Annotated in this window: 13 protein-coding genes and 2 pseudogenes; 5 read left to right on the forward strand and 10 right to left on the reverse strand. The window is 70.0% G+C overall.

Features of this window, described 5'->3' with window-relative positions; translation table 11 throughout:
• Positions 1 to 24: 24 nt before the first annotated feature.
• On the forward strand, positions 25 to 2070 hold the full coding sequence (locus ACWD04_RS19985) for a bifunctional aldolase/short-chain dehydrogenase (RefSeq protein ID WP_451133649.1): 2046 nt from the start codon (positions 25 to 27) through the stop codon (positions 2068 to 2070).
• Positions 2071 to 2152: 82 nt separating this feature from the next.
• Complete coding sequence (locus tag ACWD04_RS19990; protein WP_451133651.1) at positions 2153 to 3634, forward strand: rhamnulokinase; 1482 nt, start codon at positions 2153 to 2155, stop codon at positions 3632 to 3634.
• Between the two features lie 66 nt (positions 3635 to 3700).
• Here ACWD04_RS19990 and ACWD04_RS19995 read toward each other — a convergent pair whose 3' ends face one another.
• Entirely contained in the window at positions 3701 to 4759 is a 1059-nt protein-coding gene (locus ACWD04_RS19995; RefSeq protein WP_451133653.1) for an enoyl-CoA hydratase/isomerase family protein, read from the reverse strand.
• A 177-nt stretch (positions 4760 to 4936) separates the two neighbouring features.
• On the opposite strand from ACWD04_RS19995, the gene ACWD04_RS20000 reads away from it, so the two are divergent.
• Complete coding sequence (locus ACWD04_RS20000; protein WP_451133655.1) at positions 4937 to 7030, forward strand: SpoIIE family protein phosphatase; 2094 nt, start codon at positions 4937 to 4939, stop codon at positions 7028 to 7030.
• Positions 7031 to 7143: 113 nt separating this feature from the next.
• Here the strand turns inward: ACWD04_RS20000 and ACWD04_RS20005 are convergent, their stop codons facing one another.
• The 6 genes and pseudogenes from ACWD04_RS20005 to ACWD04_RS20030 all read right to left on the reverse strand — a co-directional run.
• Positions 7144 to 7806, reverse strand: coding sequence for an LAETG motif-containing sortase-dependent surface protein (locus ACWD04_RS20005; RefSeq protein ID WP_451133657.1), 663 nt, complete (start codon positions 7804 to 7806; stop codon positions 7144 to 7146).
• A 202-nt stretch (positions 7807 to 8008) separates the two neighbouring features.
• Positions 8009 to 8497, reverse strand: coding sequence for an N-acetyltransferase family protein (locus ACWD04_RS20010; RefSeq protein WP_451133659.1), 489 nt, complete (start codon positions 8495 to 8497; stop codon positions 8009 to 8011).
• Between the two features lie 41 nt (positions 8498 to 8538).
• The gene (locus ACWD04_RS20015) at positions 8539 to 9531 is read right to left on the reverse strand and encodes a DUF6397 family protein (RefSeq protein ID WP_451133661.1); all 993 of its coding nucleotides are present in this window, start codon (positions 9529 to 9531) and stop codon (positions 8539 to 8541) included.
• 107 nt (positions 9532 to 9638) lie between these two features.
• Positions 9639 to 10049 (reverse strand): roadblock/LC7 domain-containing protein, encoded by a 411-nt coding sequence (locus ACWD04_RS20020; protein ID WP_451133663.1) that lies wholly within the window; start codon positions 10047 to 10049, stop codon positions 9639 to 9641.
• 200 nt (positions 10050 to 10249) lie between these two features.
• A pseudogene (locus ACWD04_RS20025) lies at positions 10250 to 10405 on the reverse strand (ATP-binding protein); the annotation flags it as partial.
• A 13-nt stretch (positions 10406 to 10418) separates the two neighbouring features.
• Positions 10419 to 10683: pseudogene (locus ACWD04_RS20030) on the reverse strand (MHYT domain-containing protein); the annotation flags it as partial.
• 215 nt (positions 10684 to 10898) lie between these two features.
• On the opposite strand from ACWD04_RS20030, the gene ACWD04_RS20035 reads away from it, so the two are divergent.
• Entirely contained in the window at positions 10899 to 11498 is a 600-nt protein-coding gene (locus ACWD04_RS20035; RefSeq protein WP_451133665.1) for a class I SAM-dependent methyltransferase, read from the forward strand.
• Positions 11499 to 11567: 69 nt separating this feature from the next.
• Here the strand turns inward: ACWD04_RS20035 and ACWD04_RS20040 are convergent, their stop codons facing one another.
• Positions 11568 to 12473 (reverse strand): oxygenase MpaB family protein, encoded by a 906-nt coding sequence (locus tag ACWD04_RS20040; RefSeq protein WP_451133667.1) that lies wholly within the window; start codon positions 12471 to 12473, stop codon positions 11568 to 11570.
• 206 nt (positions 12474 to 12679) lie between these two features.
• Here ACWD04_RS20040 and ACWD04_RS20045 point away from each other — a divergent pair, with 206 nt between their 5' ends.
• Entirely contained in the window at positions 12680 to 13552 is an 873-nt protein-coding gene (locus tag ACWD04_RS20045) for a hypothetical protein (RefSeq protein ID WP_451133669.1), read from the forward strand.
• A gap of 206 nt (positions 13553 to 13758) precedes the next feature.
• On the opposite strand, the gene ACWD04_RS20050 is transcribed toward ACWD04_RS20045, so the two are convergent.
• Positions 13759 to 13941, reverse strand: coding sequence for a hypothetical protein (locus tag ACWD04_RS20050; RefSeq protein ID WP_451133671.1), 183 nt, complete (start codon positions 13939 to 13941; stop codon positions 13759 to 13761).
• A gap of 96 nt (positions 13942 to 14037) precedes the next feature.
• A complete protein-coding gene (locus ACWD04_RS20055) occupies positions 14038 to 15102 on the reverse strand; it encodes a fatty acid desaturase family protein (protein ID WP_451133673.1) in 1065 nt (354 codons plus the stop codon).
• Positions 15103 to 15158: the final 56 nt, after the last annotated feature.

Raw genomic sequence — 15158 nt, forward strand, 5'->3', positions numbered from 1 at the left:
CCCCCTCTTCTCGAAGGAACCCTCATGACGTCCGCGACGCACGCCGAAGTCGCCGCGCTCTTGGAGCGCGCCCACCGGATCGGCTCCGACCCCCGCAACACCAACTACGCCGGTGGCAACGCCTCGGCCAAGGCGACGGAGACCGACCCGGTCACCGGTGGCGCGGCCGAACTGCTCTGGGTCAAGGGCTCGGGCGGCGACCTCGGCACACTGACCGAGGCCGGCCTCGCAGTGCTCCGGCTGGACCGGGTGCGCGCGCTCAAGGGTGTGTACCCGGGGGTGGAGCGCGAGGACGAGATGGTTGCGGCGTTCGACTACTGCCTGCACGGCAAGGGGGGCGCGGCCCCGTCCATCGACACCGCGATGCACGCGCTGGTCGAGGCCGCCCACGTCGACCATCTGCACCCGGACTCCGGGATCGCACTGGCGTGCGCGGCCGACGGCGAGAAGCTGACCGCCCAGTGCTTCGGTGACAAGGTCGCCTGGGTAGGCTGGCGTCGGCCCGGCTTCCAGCTGGGTCTCGACATCGCGGCCGTCAAGGAGGCCAATCCGCAGGCGGTCGGTGTGATCCTGGGCGGCCACGGCATCACGGCCTGGGGAGACACCTCCGAGGAATGCGAGCGCAATGCCCTCTGGATGATCCGTACCGCCGAGACGTTCCTCGAGGACCAAGGCAGGTCCGAGCCCTTCGGCCCCGTGGTCCCGGGGCGGGAAGCTCTGGAGGAGGATGCGCGCCGGGAGCGGGCCGCGGCCCTCGCTCCGGTGATCCGCGGGCTGGCGTCCACGGACCGGCCGCAGGTGGGACACTTCACCGACACGGTGCCCGTACTGGACTTCCTCTCGCGCGCCGAACACCCTCGTCTCGCCGCTCTCGGCACGTCCTGTCCGGACCACTTCCTCCGTACGAAGGTCAGCCCGCTGGTCCTCGATCTTCCGGCCGACGCGCCGCTGGAGGAGGTGGTGGCCCGGCTCGAGGTGCTCCACGAGGAGTACCGGCAGTCGTACCGCGCGTACTACGAGCGCCACGCGGCGCCAGACTCACCGGCGATGCGCGGAGCCGACCCGGCGATCGTGCTGGTGCCCGGTGTCGGCATGTTCTCGTTCGGCAAGGACAAGCAGACCGCCCGGGTCGCCGGGGAGTTCTACCTGAACGCCATCAATGTGATGCGCGGCGCCGAGGCCGTCTCCACGTATGCGCCGATCGAGGAGTCCGAGAAGTTCCGCATCGAGTACTGGGAGCTGGAGGAGGCCAAGCTCCGCCGGATGCCGAAGGCAAAGGCGCTGGCGACCCGGGTCGCGTTCGTCACCGGCGCCGGCTCGGGCATCGGCAAGGCCGTTGCACACCGGCTCGTCGCTGAGGGCGCGTGTGTCGTCGTCGCGGACCTGAACGCCGAGAACGCGGCGGCGGTCGCCGAGGAGCTCGGCGGCCCGGACAAGGCCGTCGCGGTGACGGTGGATGTCACGTCCGAGGAACAGATCGCCGATGCGTTCGCAGCCGCCTCACTCGCCTTCGGCGGTGTGGACCTGGTCGTGAACAACGCTGGGATCTCGATCTCCAAGCCCCTGCTGGAGACCACGGCCCGGGACTGGGACCTGCAGCACGACATCATGGCGCGCGGTTCGTTCCTGGTGTCCCGCGAAGCTGCGCGGGTGATGCGGGCCCAGGATCTCGGCGGCGACATCATCTACATCGCGTCCAAGAACGCCGTGTTCGCGGGCCCGAACAACATCGCGTACTCGGCCACCAAGGCCGACCAGGCGCACCAGGTGCGCCTGCTGGCGGCCGAGCTCGGCGAGCACGGCATCCGGGTCAACGGGGTCAACCCGGACGGGGTGGTACGGGGTTCCGGCATCTTCGCGGCGGGCTGGGGGGCCCAGCGCGCGGCGACGTACGGCATCGAGGAGGAGAAGCTGGGCGAGTTCTACGCCCAGCGCACGATCCTCAAGCGCGAGGTTCTGCCGGAGCACGTCGCCAACGCCGTCTTCGCACTGACCGGTGGAGACCTCACCCACACCACCGGCCTCCACATTCCCGTCGACGCCGGTGTGGCGGCGGCCTTCCTGCGCTGACCGTGTGCCACCCTGCCGCGCCCCGGATGCCGTACCGCGCGCACCCGGGGCGCGGCTCTGCCCTGATCGGATGAGAGTTTCCATGTCTGCGACTTCACGACGCGACCCGGTGTTCGCCGCGGTGGACCTGGGCGCCACCAGCGGCCGGGTGATAACCGGCAGGGCCGGCCCCGACGAGCTGGTGCTGACCGAGGTGCACCGCTTCGCCAACACGCCGGTCCGGCTCCCCGACGGGCTCCGCTGGGACGTACTCGCCCTGTACCAGGGCATGCTGGAAGGACTGCGCGCGGCGGCCCGTAGGGGCCCCGTCACCTCGGTGGGCATCGACACCTGGGCCGTGGACTACGGTCTCCTGGACTCCGACGGCTCCCTCCTCGGCCTCCCGTTCCACTACCGCGACGGGCGCAACACCGCCGCTGCCGAGGATGTCCTGCGCGACTTCGACGCGCAGGAACTGTACGGCATCGGCGGACTGCAGCACCTGCCGTTCAACACGGTCTTCCAACTGGCCGCCCACCGTTCGACGGCTCAGTGGCCGACGGCCCGGACCCTGCTTCTCATGCCCGATCTGCTGGTGTACTGGCTGACGGGGTCAAGGGGCTCGGAGGTGACCAACGCGTCGACGACCGGTCTGTTCGACGCGCGTGCCGGTGACTGGTCCGATGCGCTGATCGAGCGGCTGGGGCTGGAACGTTCACTGTTTCCTGCTCTGCGCGAACCCGGTGAGCGAGCAGGCACCCTCCTTCCGCACGTAGCCGGGTTCACCGGCCTGCCGACGGGCACACCGGTGACGACCGTCGCCTCGCACGACACCGCATCGGCCGTGGCCGCGGTCCCGGCGACCGAACCGGGATTCGCGTATGTGTCGTGCGGAACCTGGTCATTGGCGGGTCTCGAACTGGACGCACCGGTGCTGACCGAGGCGTCGCGGGCGGCGAACTTCACCAACGAACGCGGTGTGGACGGCACGGTGCGCTATCTCCGCAACATCATGGGGATGTGGCTGCTCGAGGAATGCCGTCGAACGTGGGAACGCGCCGGTACGTCGACGGGTCTGGCGGCTCTTCTCGCGGACGCGGCGCATGCCCGGCCGTTCGCCGCAGTGATCGACCCGGACGATCCGGAGTTCCTTGCGCCGGGTGACATGCCGTCGCGGATCGACGCCGCGCTCACCCGGACCGGCCAGGCGACGCCGGTCGGTCCCGGCGGATACGTGCGCTGTGTACTGGAAAGCCTGGCACTGGCCCATCGCAGAACACTGCGCGAGGGCGCTGAGCTGGCGGGCCGCGAGCTGACACGCATCCATCTGGTCGGCGGCGGTTCGCGCAACGAGCTGCTGTGCCAGTGGACCGCGGATGCGACCGGCCTGCCGGTCACGGCGGGGCCCGCCGAGGCGACCGCGCTCGGGAATGTGCTGCTTCAGGCCCGGTCCCACGGGCTGGTGGGCGGGCTGACGGACATGCGTCGTCTGGTCGCGCGCACCCAGGAGTTGCGCCACTACACCCCGCAAGGGGACCCGGGAGCCTGGGACCGGGCGGCGGACCGGCTGGCGGTACACGTATGAGAGGCCCTCCGGCCCCCTCTGCCGACGCGGGCGGGTGGGGCCAGGGGCGATGTAGGGGCGGGGCGGTCAGATCGAAGCCAGGCCCAGTTCCTGGTCGCCGAGCGGCTCGAAGTGGCGGGCGACCTCGGCGGCGGTCACATCGCCGATCTCGGCGGGGCACCATCGCGGGGCACGGTCCTTGTCGATGATCCGGGCGCGAACGCCCTCCACCAGGTCATGGCCGGTGAAGGCCCGGCAGGAGACACGGAACTCCTGATCGAGGGCGGCTTCCAGACTACTGAGCCGTGCACTGCGGCGTACGGCGGCCAGGGTGACCTTGAGCGCGGTGGGTGACGCGGTGAGGAGCACGTCGGCGGCCTCCTTGGCGGCGGGCACTCCGCTGTTCACCAGCCGGTCGACGATTTCCTCCACGGTGTCGGCGGCGTAGCAGTCGTCGATCCATGCCCGGTGCGCCGCGAGTTCTCCTTCCGGGGCACCGGTCGCAAATCGCCGCACGGTTTCCGTCACCTCGGTGGGTGTCGCGCTTCCGGCGAGCTCGGTGGTGAGGTCGGGGAGGTGGTGCGACGGGACGAAGCGGTCGGCCAGCCCGCACAGTATGGCGTCGGCCGCGTCGACGGCCCGGCCGGTGAGAGCGAGGTGGGTGCCGAGCTCACCCGGTGCCGCGGCCAGCAGGTAGGTGCCGCCCACGTCGGGAACGAAGCCGATTCCGGTCTCGGGCATCGCAACGCGTGAGCGCTCGGTGACGATGCGCATGCCACCGTGGGCGGATACGCCCACGCCGCCACCCATCACGATGCCGTCCATGAGCGCCACGTACGGTTTCGGGAATCTGGCGATCCGGGCGTTGAGATGGTACTCGTCACGCCAGAAGTCCACGGAGGCACGACGCCCCGCGCGGGCGTCCTCGTAGATCGACCTGATGTCGCCGCCGGCGCAGAGGCCCCGCCCGCCGGCTCCGGCGATCACGACGGCGGTGACCGCGTCGTCGGCGGCGGCCAGCGTGAGCGCCTCGCCGATGCCGCGCACCATGGTGTGGGTGAGCGCGTTCAGGGCCCGGGGCCGGTTGAGGGTGACGTGCAGGATGTGACCCTCGGTATGCAGCAGGACGGGCTCGTCGTCGTTCATAGATGCGCTCCGGTCGGCCGTGGATGATCCTGCGTGCCATTCTGCGACGGCCGGGGCGAGGGCCCGGCACCGGGTCCCCCGTGGCACCGCTGTGGCACTCCCGAACCACGGGCTCGACAATTAAGAACTACGGGCCGCGATGTCCAGCAGCCCCGCCGGACGACCTCCGGAGCAGGCATGACCGACTCTTCACAGCGAGCAGACGGCGAAGCGACGCCCTGGCGCCGGCCGGACCGGCGACACGCAGGTGAGACCGGGATCGCGGAGCGACTTGCCATGAACCGGACCGGCAGCTTCGAATGGGATCTGGATGCCCGGACCATAGATGTCGACGAATCCGGGCTGATGGTCTTCGGCCTGGATCCCGCGACGTTCGACGCGTCACCGTCGGCGGTGATCGACCGGCTGGACGCGGCGGACCGCGCACGCCTGGACGTCACCATCGACGAGGCCATCTCCGGCGGGAGCAGTTCCTACAGCGTCCACTTTCAGGTGCCCGTGGAAGACGGGACCCGCCAGTGGACGCACGTACAGGCGCGCATCCTGCGGTCCGAGGACGGCCGGGCGCACCGCGTCATCGGTGTGGTGCGGGACGCGACGGCCGAGGTCACCCATTCGGCCATCGCGCTGGATCTGGAGAAGCGGCGCCGTCACCGGACGAGCATCGTCGAAGCCACCACCGCCGCGATGTCCCGTGCGGTGACGGTGGACGATGTCACCACCGCGCTCACCGGCCCGGGCGGACTGGTAGGAATCGGTGCGGACGGGCTGGCGCTCGGGCTGGTGGAGAATTCCGCGCTCACGATCATCGCGCTGAGCGGTGACTCGGTGGAGGTGCTCGAAGGCCTGGGTTCCGGGCAGCTCGACGCGACGCTGCCCCTCGGCGACACGATCCTCAGCGGGCGCCCCCGGTTCATCAGCTCACTCGATTCACTGATCCGGCGCTATCCGGTGCTCGCACCGCACATCGGCGAGCTGAATTTCCGCGCCGTCGCCTACCTTCCGCTGATAGCTCAGGCCCGCTCGCTCGGCGGGCTCGCGCTCTTCTACCGGGAACGCACGGTGTTCAACGCGGACGAGAGGATCCTGTGCCTGGGGCTGGCCGCCATCGTGGCCCAGTCGCTGCAGCGTGCGATCCTCTTCGACGAGGAACGCGAATTCGCAACGGGGCTCCAGGCCGCCATGCTTCCGCGGCGGATCCAGGAGATCGAGGGCGGAGAGATCGCGGTCCGGTACCACGCGGCGTGGAGCGGGCGCGAGGTAGGCGGCGACTGGTACGACGTGATCACGCTGCCCAGGGGCCGTATCGGCGTCGTGGTGGGCGATGTGCAGGGACACGACACGCACGCCGCAGCGATCATGGGCCAGCTGCGTATCGCCCTCCGCGCCTACGCCTCCGAGGGGCACCCCCCGGCGACCGTACTGGCGCGGGCCTCTCGCTTCCTCGCCGAGCTGGACACCGACCGGTTCGCCACGTCGACGTACGCGCAGGTGGACCTCGCCACGGGGGCGACGCGCGTGTCGCGCGCCGGACACTTCGGGCCGCTGATCAGGCACACCGACGGGCGGGTGGGTGTCCCTCAGGTGCGCGGAGGCATGCCGCTGGGAATCTCCACGGTTTTCCGGGACGAGGAGTATCCGGAGACCCGCCTCGATCTGGTGCCGGGCGAGACTTTCGTCCTGTACACCGACGGGCTGGTCGAAGAACCGGGTGCCGATGTCGACGCGGGTGTCGACGCGCTGATTCATGAGGTGAGCGGCGGGCCCGACGGTGCCGAGGCGCTGGCCGACCATCTGTCGGACCGGCTGTGGGAACGGTGGGGTTCGGGCGACGACGTTGCGCTGCTGGTCCTGCGGCGCAGCCCGGATCTCGGGTCGCCGCGTGCTCCCCGGCTGCACCAGTACATTCATCAGGCGGACCCGCAAGGGCTCTCCGATGCCCGAGCGATCGTGCGTCAGGCACTGACGGACTGGGACCTCGAAGGCCTGGCGGATGACGCGGTGCTGATCACCGGGGAATTGCTCGTCAATGTGCTGCTGCATACGGAGGGCGGTGCGGTATTGACGCTGGAGGTGCTGCCGGAGCCCGTTCGGCGCATCAGGCTGTCGGTCCAGGACCGCTCCAGTGTGTGGCCGCGACGGCGCACTCCGGGCGAGACGTCGACCTCCGGGCGGGGGCTGCTGCTTCTCGACGCGGTGGCTGAACACTGGGGCATCGAGCCCCGTGGAGAGGGCAAGGCCGTCTGGTGCGAGCTCGGCCCCGCGTCCTGAGCCTGTGGGCTGCGATGGAACGCCACGGGGGCGCACCGCAGCAGAGCGATGCGGTGCGCCCCCAGCCGAGCCGGCGGCGTTCTACCGCCGCCGTTCCGGACTTCGCGGACGCGTCAGTGCTGCACGCTGCGGCGCTTGCGGACGGACCACAGGATGCCGCCGCCGGCGAGCAGAACCGCGACAGCGGCTCCGCCGATGACGGGCGTGGCGGACGACGAACCGGTCTCGGCCAGGTCCGGCGCGCTGCTGCTCGACTCCGCGGGAGCCGGCGCGGCCTCCGTGGCGGTCTCGCTCGGCTCGGGGGCCTCCGAGGCCGGCGGCTCCGAGGCCGGCGGCTCCGTGCTCGGGGCCTCCGTGCTCGGGGCCTCCGAAGGCGTCTCCTCGGTCGGGGTGGGCGACGGGGTGTCGCCCTCGCACACAGGAGCGGTCTTCGTCTCGTCGACGGAGTACCTGTCGCTGTCCCCTGCCTTGACGACGAGACGGACGGTCAGCTCCTTGTCGTGCTTCGGGAGCTGGAGCGGGGCCTTCGTGCTGAAGTCGCGGCCGAACTGGGTCGTAGCCAGAAGGTCTTCGCCGCCCAGGACGGAGACGGTCACCTCGTTGGTGGCGTCACCCGAGTAGGCCGTCAGGTTGAGCGTCACTTCGGAGCAGGTCACGGCCCAGGTGAGGGTGTGAGCTGCGGCCGGACCGGCGGAGATGACCCCGCCCGCCAGGCCGACTACCGCGGCGGCCGCGAATGCTCCCGCGCCACGCCACGATCTCCTGGGTATGGTCATGAATTCTTCCTCCATATGAGTACACCGCTGGGATGGCGGTGGGGCGCACAGTACTGCCCCCGCCCCTGAGGGGGCACACCCGCCCCATGTCTCAGCGATGCAGCAACCACGCCCACATCACCGCTACTTGGGACATGAAGGACACTCCAGGATTGGCCGGAAGCCACTGGGCTCGCGGCCGGTCCGGCGGCCGGCAAGAGGGTCAGAGCGCCTTGTGCATGATGTGGAGCCCCACATAGCCCTCTGCGGGGTGCTTGAACCCCTCGGGCAGGGTCCCGATGATCTCGAAGCCGAGTGAGCGGTACAGCCGTAGGGCGTGGGTGTTCGTCTCCACCACGGCATTGAACTGCATGGCGCGATATCCCGCCTTACTTGCCCAGTCCACGGTGTACGCGCACAGAGCCCTGCCCACGCCCCGGCCGGAGTGATCCGGACTGACCATGTAGCTGGCACTGGCGATGTGGGAACCGTTGCCCATGTGATTGCGGTTCATCTTGGCCGTGCCAAGGACCGTCCCGGTGTCGTCGACCGCGACGACCGTGCGACCCGGCTCGGGGAGCAGCCACCAGCCTCGAGCCAGGTCTTCAGAGAGATCCACAGGGTAGGTGAAGGTCTCGCCTGCGGCTACGATGGTTCGGAAGAACGGCCAGATGGCGGGCCAGTCCTTGTCGGTGGCATCTCTGATCAGCATGGGGGCCAGGATGGCCGCGCCACCAGTTCGGCGCAATCGCTTTACCGATCTCTGCACCCAGGCCCGCGCAGCCCGATCCGGACGAGCAGCCCCCGCACGACACCGGCCTGGATACCGGAGCGACGAGGCACCCGGCCGGTCCGCCCGGACACAGGCCTCGAGCCGTTCGGCATTGAACCGTGCAACACCGGACCGTCCGCATCCCGTCGGTCCGGCATCGGGCGGAACGCGGGCTCGATTCCTGGTCGCGGAGCGGGGCGGACCTCACGCGCGTGTTCCAACTCCAGCGTCAGATTCACCCGGCGCCATAGGATTTCGTCCGGATCATCCGCCAGTATCAGCCTCACCATGGCCTCCCTCCCCGAGACGGACCCCGGGCGCGCGAAGGCGGGATCCGGCTGCACCCGGGCCAGGTAGGCACGCTCGTAGGGGTCCTCCACCACCTCCGCCAGCTGGACCGGGTCAAGAGCCGATGCCTGCAAGGCGGCGCGTGCCCACGGATCGTCGTTCCGGCTGAGCAGCTGGTCGACCCTGCGTGAACGCCAGTTGCGTGCACGCCGGTCGGTGCCTTCGTCCAGCATGGTCCTCATCCCTACCGGGCTCTTCCCCGCGAGCAGATCGGGCTCTCTCGCCGCGAAGGCGAGAAGCTCGTCCACCAGATAGAGCCAGACCACCGTGCGATAGCGGTTCAGATAGAACGCGACCGGGGAGATGCATCCGACGCGGGCCAGACCGGTGAAGCGCACGGGGCTCACACCGAGCAGTGTGGCGCCTTCCGCTGTACCCGCTGTACGCACCTGGTCCCGAAGCGATTCGGGGAACCCCGGCAGAGCGCGCAGCCGGTCGATCTCCTCCTGCCGGATCCGCGGCCTCGCCCCGCCCGCGGCCGGCTCCGCACCGATCAGTCCCAGATGGACGGCCAGATCGAACTCGCCGCGTTTCAGGTTTAGTTCTCGCGCTGCGCGGCCCGCGGACACGCACGTCGGCGCTGCCGCGTCGGCGGTGTACGTGCGGGTGGCTTCCGTAACGGTCATGACCGTCCTCCCCCGTGAGTCGACTACTCTGTGTGACCACGGTAGCTCGGGGAGAATTCCCTCGCAAAGCCTGTGGACAACTCGCAAGCATCCACAGAAGGAGCACGTCAGAGACGGTCGATGCTTTCGACGCCCTGCCGTACCGTCACGCCGAGGTGTTCGCCCACCCGGTTGACCAACAGGGTCATCTCGTAGGCGACCTGACCGACATCGGCTTCGGCGGCGGTCAGAACGCACAGGCAGCTGCCGTCCCCTGCCGCCGTCACGAAGAGCAGAGCCTCATCGAACTCCACCATGGTCTGGCGTGCTCTTCCCGCCCGGAAGTGACGGCCCGACCCGCGGGCCAGGCTCTGCAGCCCGGACGATACCGCCGCCAGATGCTCCGCGTCCTCCCGGGCCAGACTCGTGCTGGCCCCGGTCACCAGCCCGTCGTTCGACAGCACGAGCGCATGCTGGATGTGCTCCACCCGGCTGGTGAGATCGTCAAGGAGCCAGTCAAGTCCCCGGTCCAGCGCCATGTGCTCGTCCTCCCCGTTGGTCCGTCGCCGCGTTCCGTGCAAGCCTTGCGTACGGCCCGCCTGCGGGCAAGCGCCACCCCACACCGGGGGCGTCGCTTCGCGCCACGGTCCGCTCTTCGTCCAAGACGGGCTTCCGGCACAGGACCTGGAGACGGGCGCCCCTGCCGGGGCCCTCGTCTCACGCCAGGCCCTTCCCCTGCGCCGAACGAGTGGAGGAGCCTCGCCGTGTGCATCCGTCCGGCACCGTCCGTCACATTCGACCACGCGGATCAGGACCTCTTTCCCGGGGCGCGGTCGCGCGCGTCACACAGGACGACGGGCGTTCCCCGGTCCAGATCCAGTGCGCGCAGGACGTCGCCGCCCTCGGCCTAGGGCACTCGAGCGGTCGCGGCTGTGGCCGACGGCGAAGACGCCCGCTCCCACCACCAGCATCGCCACAAGGAGGCGGAGAAGGGTGAGCGGCACGTCGTAGCGGATTTCGGTGCCGATGGCACCGAATCCGGGCATGGCGACGACATGCATCGCGCAACTGCCGGTGCCCAAGGGGGATGCGGGGTGAGCAGCCTGGTACAGCGTGACGGCCGCTGGTGCGGAGTGCGCGGACGGTGCGGCGCAGCTCGAGGGCGTCGCCGATCGCTGCCCTCGCTCACGACAGCGCGGGAGTCAGCCAGCCGAAGGTGGCGTGGCCCAGGCCCTTATGGTCCCGAAATGCTGGACCGCTTCGGGGCGCGCACCAAGTGCGCAGCTCGAAAGGCGCGGGGATATGTTTCCGAACGATCAGGCAGCGTGCAAACGTGTGCACAGCATCGTGCCGTTTCGCTCGGGTGCGGACTGGGCGATCATGTCCATATGGCAGACGACCACACACACGTCCAGGAATTCTTCTCCGCCCGGGCGGCGCAATGGGACAGCCGTTTCCCCGATGACGGCCCCGCCTATGCCGCCGCCGTCAGCGAACTCGGTCTGCGTCCCGGCGCCGCCGTGCTCGACGCGGGCTGCGGTACGGGGCGGGCGCTGCCGGCCTTGCGGACGGCGGTCGGGCCCGGGGGGACGGTGCTCGGGGCCGACCTGACGCCCGCGATGCTGCAGGTGGCCCTGCGAGCGGGAAGAGAAGCGAGCGGCGCCCTGCTCCTGGCGGATGCCGCACGGCTTCCGCTGCGTGCCGGGGCTCTCGACGCCGTTTTCGCCGCCGGGCTGATTTCGCATCTTTCGCACCCCGGGACCGGACTCTCGGAGCTGGCGCGGGTGGTGCGCCCAGGCGGCCGGCTCGCCCTGTTCCACCCCGTCGGGCGAGCCGTGCTTGCCGCGAGGCACGGCCGGACCCTCTCCGACGACGATCTCCGGGCCGAGCCCTCTCTCACCCTCCTGCTGGCAGCCGCGGGCTGGCGTCTGGACGCGTATACCGACGAGGACAGCCGGTTCCTGGCACTGGCCGTACGAGCCGGCTGAACGGCCGCCGTGACCACGGCAGTACGGCCCGGCTGAACCACCCCGCAGCTTCGGCGGGCCGCCCCCGGCTCACTCGACCGTTCCGCCAAAGGGCCGTCCGCGCGGCACGGGACAGCCACGCACGCCCGCCGTCGGGAACGTGCCGAGCCGGGCCACCTCGTAGCCGTCCGGGTAGCCCTTGATCTCGGGGTTCTGGCGGGCGTAGTGCGGGGTGGAACGCGGTGGTAGGAGCCGCACCGCTCGCGCTCTCAGGCGCAGAGCGCCGCGCGTCAGCCCCCGGGCGACGGGGCCCGGCCGCTCGTACCGAAACGCCCGCAGCAGCGAGTCGTCGAGCAGGGCCAGGCTGGCCCTTCGGATCACGGGCGCGAGCGGGCGCGGGTACCAGGAGCCCATCAGGGCCAGGGTGGCGTCGGAGACCGCGCGTGCGCCCTCGTCCCAGCCGAAGTGCTTGTCCTCGTAGGAGTCCAGGGCACGCTCGAAGTCCTCGTACGTCTGCGGCACGTCCTGGATGCCCATGCGGGCGCCGAGGGTGCGGTAGTACACGGCGAAGGCGCGCATCTCATGGCCGGACAGTCTGCGCCACCCATACGTGTCGAGCCAGCGCTTGGGGGTGACGACGAACGTGCAGAGCACATAACGCATGTCGTCGTTGCTGATGTCGTAACTGCGGTGCATCCGGTTGATCCGCCGGACGGCCGTACGGCCCGCTTCGCTGTCGAAGCCGTGCTCGACGACGGTGTCGAGAAGTAGTGCGGTGTCGTCGTACCTCTTCTGTGAACGTTCCGTCAGTTCTCCTGTCGCCGCGAGCAGTCGTCCGATGCTGGGGACCGCATAGGTGCGGTACAGGGCGAGTTCGAGAGCCCGGGTGATGTCCCAGGGAAATTCGTACGACACGGTGAACCGGTAGATCTCCAGAAAGTCCCGTTCAGGGTCCAGGCGTTGAATTTCCTTCAGGCGCTCGAAGCGCTTCACCATGCTGTTCCCCTCGTCGGCCGGAAGCACAACCCTAATTGCGCCGCGCAGGCCCGCACCATGGCACGAGGGGTGCTGTCGCACGCCCTGGGGGCGAGTCGCGCAGGCCGCACACGTCGCCGTTATCGCTTGCCAGGGTGTCGACGACAGGGTTACCGAGTAGTTAAGGTGCGCCGACGGACCAGCGATCAGGGATGAGGGTGGGTGCTGTGGCAGGGACTGACGAAACGGTCGCCGACGACGATGCGCTGTTTGTGCTGACCGCGGTGCTGCTGACCCCCGCGCAGTTTCCCAGTGTGCTCGGCGACGACTACGTGGCCGCGTGCGCCGTGCTCGGTCTCGAGCCGTACGCCGAGGGGTACGGTCTCGTACTCGGCCAGGACACCGGCGGTGCCCGCTGGACGGTGGTCGTCGAGGACGTCTCACTGGTGGCGGTCGCCATCGCCTCCTGGGACTGCGGGATGGAGTACGACCTCTCCCCCGACGACCGCTCGGTGGTCTGTGCGCTTCCGGGATGGCCGCTCGCGCTGGCGGTCGCCGCGCCGGGTGTCCCCGAGCCGCACGACCCGTCGCCCGATCCGGACGGTGCGGGGCCGGCCCCCCTGTCCCCGCCGGACACCGAGGTCTGGGGCGCGGCGCAGCGGCGTCTCGGGGCGGACGAGATCGCCCTCCAGTGGGGCGCGTGGCGCGCGCAGATAGACGACGAGACCGCGTTCGGCCGGTCCGGGCCCCGCCGGCCGGACGGCGGGGCTCCGGCCGACGGCGCACGGACCGAGAACGCCGGGAGCATGGCGGAGCCCACCGGATCCGGGCAGCACCCCGGCGTACGCAAGGCGCTCGAAGCAGCGCGGGCGTATGTGGCCTCTCCGCCCCCGCCCGGCCGGATCCGCTCCGCGTTCGCCCCTGACGGGGCACGGACGCTGCGTGCCGACGGCCCCGGCTGGTCCCTCGTTGCCAGGACCGACGACATCGCGCTCGTCCTGCTGGACGAAAGGCCGGGCGAGGTCATGCCGGTCGGCCGCGGACCGGAACTGCCCGGACTGCTGGAGTCGCTCGAAGAGCTGGCCGTCCGGCCGTCCTGATCCCGGCGGTGCGCCGCAGGCCCCGCACCGCTCGGCCCCCTGCACCACACGCGGTCCGATGGACGGTGCGGCTCCGCGGGCAGCTCGGCCTTGACCGGGTCACCGGGCCCGTGCGACTCCGCCCGTCGCCCATGAACCCGCCTTGCGGACGCCCGGTCGCCCGCGCGGCCGCCGACCGTTACTGCTCACCGCGGTGACTGTGCTGTTCAGCGTCCGATCTCTTTACGGCTGATCCTGCGGAGCCTGCGCCTCTGCGCCGGGTCGAGCAACAGGTACCCCGCCACGGGCACGCCGATGAGAACCAGCAGCGACCACCAGAATCCGATGAACGGAATCAGGACGACTGCCGCTACGACTCCCCCGATGGCGATCTTTGCACCGTTCGACATGATCCATGCCTCCTCCGCGGCCGGAGCCGCTCCTGGTGAGAGAACGCCTGTGCGCCCCTGTCAGTTCCGGGTACGCGGCACAGGCTCCGCAGCGGTCTACCGGAGCGGCTCGCCGACCTCATGCATGTGCTGCAGTGCCTGCCGGTAGGACTCGACGATTCCTGTCTCCGCGTACGGCATCCCGATCGATGCGCAGTGCGCCTTGACCAGCGGCTGTGCCAGCCGCAGGTGGGGGCGGGGCATGCTCGGGAAGAGGTGATGCTCGATCTGGTAGTTGAGGCCGCCGAGGAACCAGTCGGTGAGGACTGCGCCCCGTACGTTGCGCGACGTGAGGACCTGGCGCTGCAGATGGCCCCAGCGGTCACCGTCGGGGTCGGGCATCTCCATGCCCTTGTGGTTCGGTGCGAAGGCCATGCCCAAGTGGAGACCGAACAGAGCGTGGTGCACCAGGGCGAAGACGACGGCCTTGCCCGGAGACATGACGGTCAGGAGCAGTGTGGCGTACAGCGCGAGGTGGCCGGTCAGCAGGAGGCCGGAGAGCGCGCGCTCACGGACGGGCTGGCGCCGCAGGAACTGGAAGCCGTAGATCTTGAGGGCGATGCCCTCGAGGAGCAGCATCGGGAAGAAGAGCCGCGCCTGGTTGCGGGTGAGCCAGCGGGCGAAACCCTCACGCTGGGCGGCCTGCTTCTGGGTCCACACCAGGGCGCCGACACCGACGTCGGGGTCCTTGTCTATGTGGTTCGGGTTGGCATGGTGGCGTACGTGCTTGTCGTTCCACCAGGCCTCGTTCATACCGAGGAGCAGATTGGCATGCACGAAGCCGACGATCCGGCCGGCCTTGCGGTCGCCGGTTATCTGGGCGTGGCCCGCGTCGTGGCCGAAGAAGGCCGTGCGGGTCCACAGGATGGCCAGCGGCAGGGCGAGGAACAGATTCCACCAGGTGTCGCCCAGGAGCACCATGCCGGTGATCACCGCTCCGAGAGCGACCAGGTTTGCGGCGATCCCGGCCGCGTACCAGCCGGTGCGCCGGTCCAGGAGCCCCTGCCCTTTGACGGCCTTCAGGAGCGGTGCGAAATCACTGCCGGGAGCTTGAGCGCCCGCCGGGCCCTCCGATCCGTCCCGTGGCTGTGGCGCAACGGTGGCTGATACGGCTTGGGGCATGACGTCTCCGGTTTCTGGGCATCTGCGCTGACCTCGTCAAACGTACGGATGGCGAG

Source organism: Streptomyces sp. NPDC002911, from assembly GCF_053591835.1.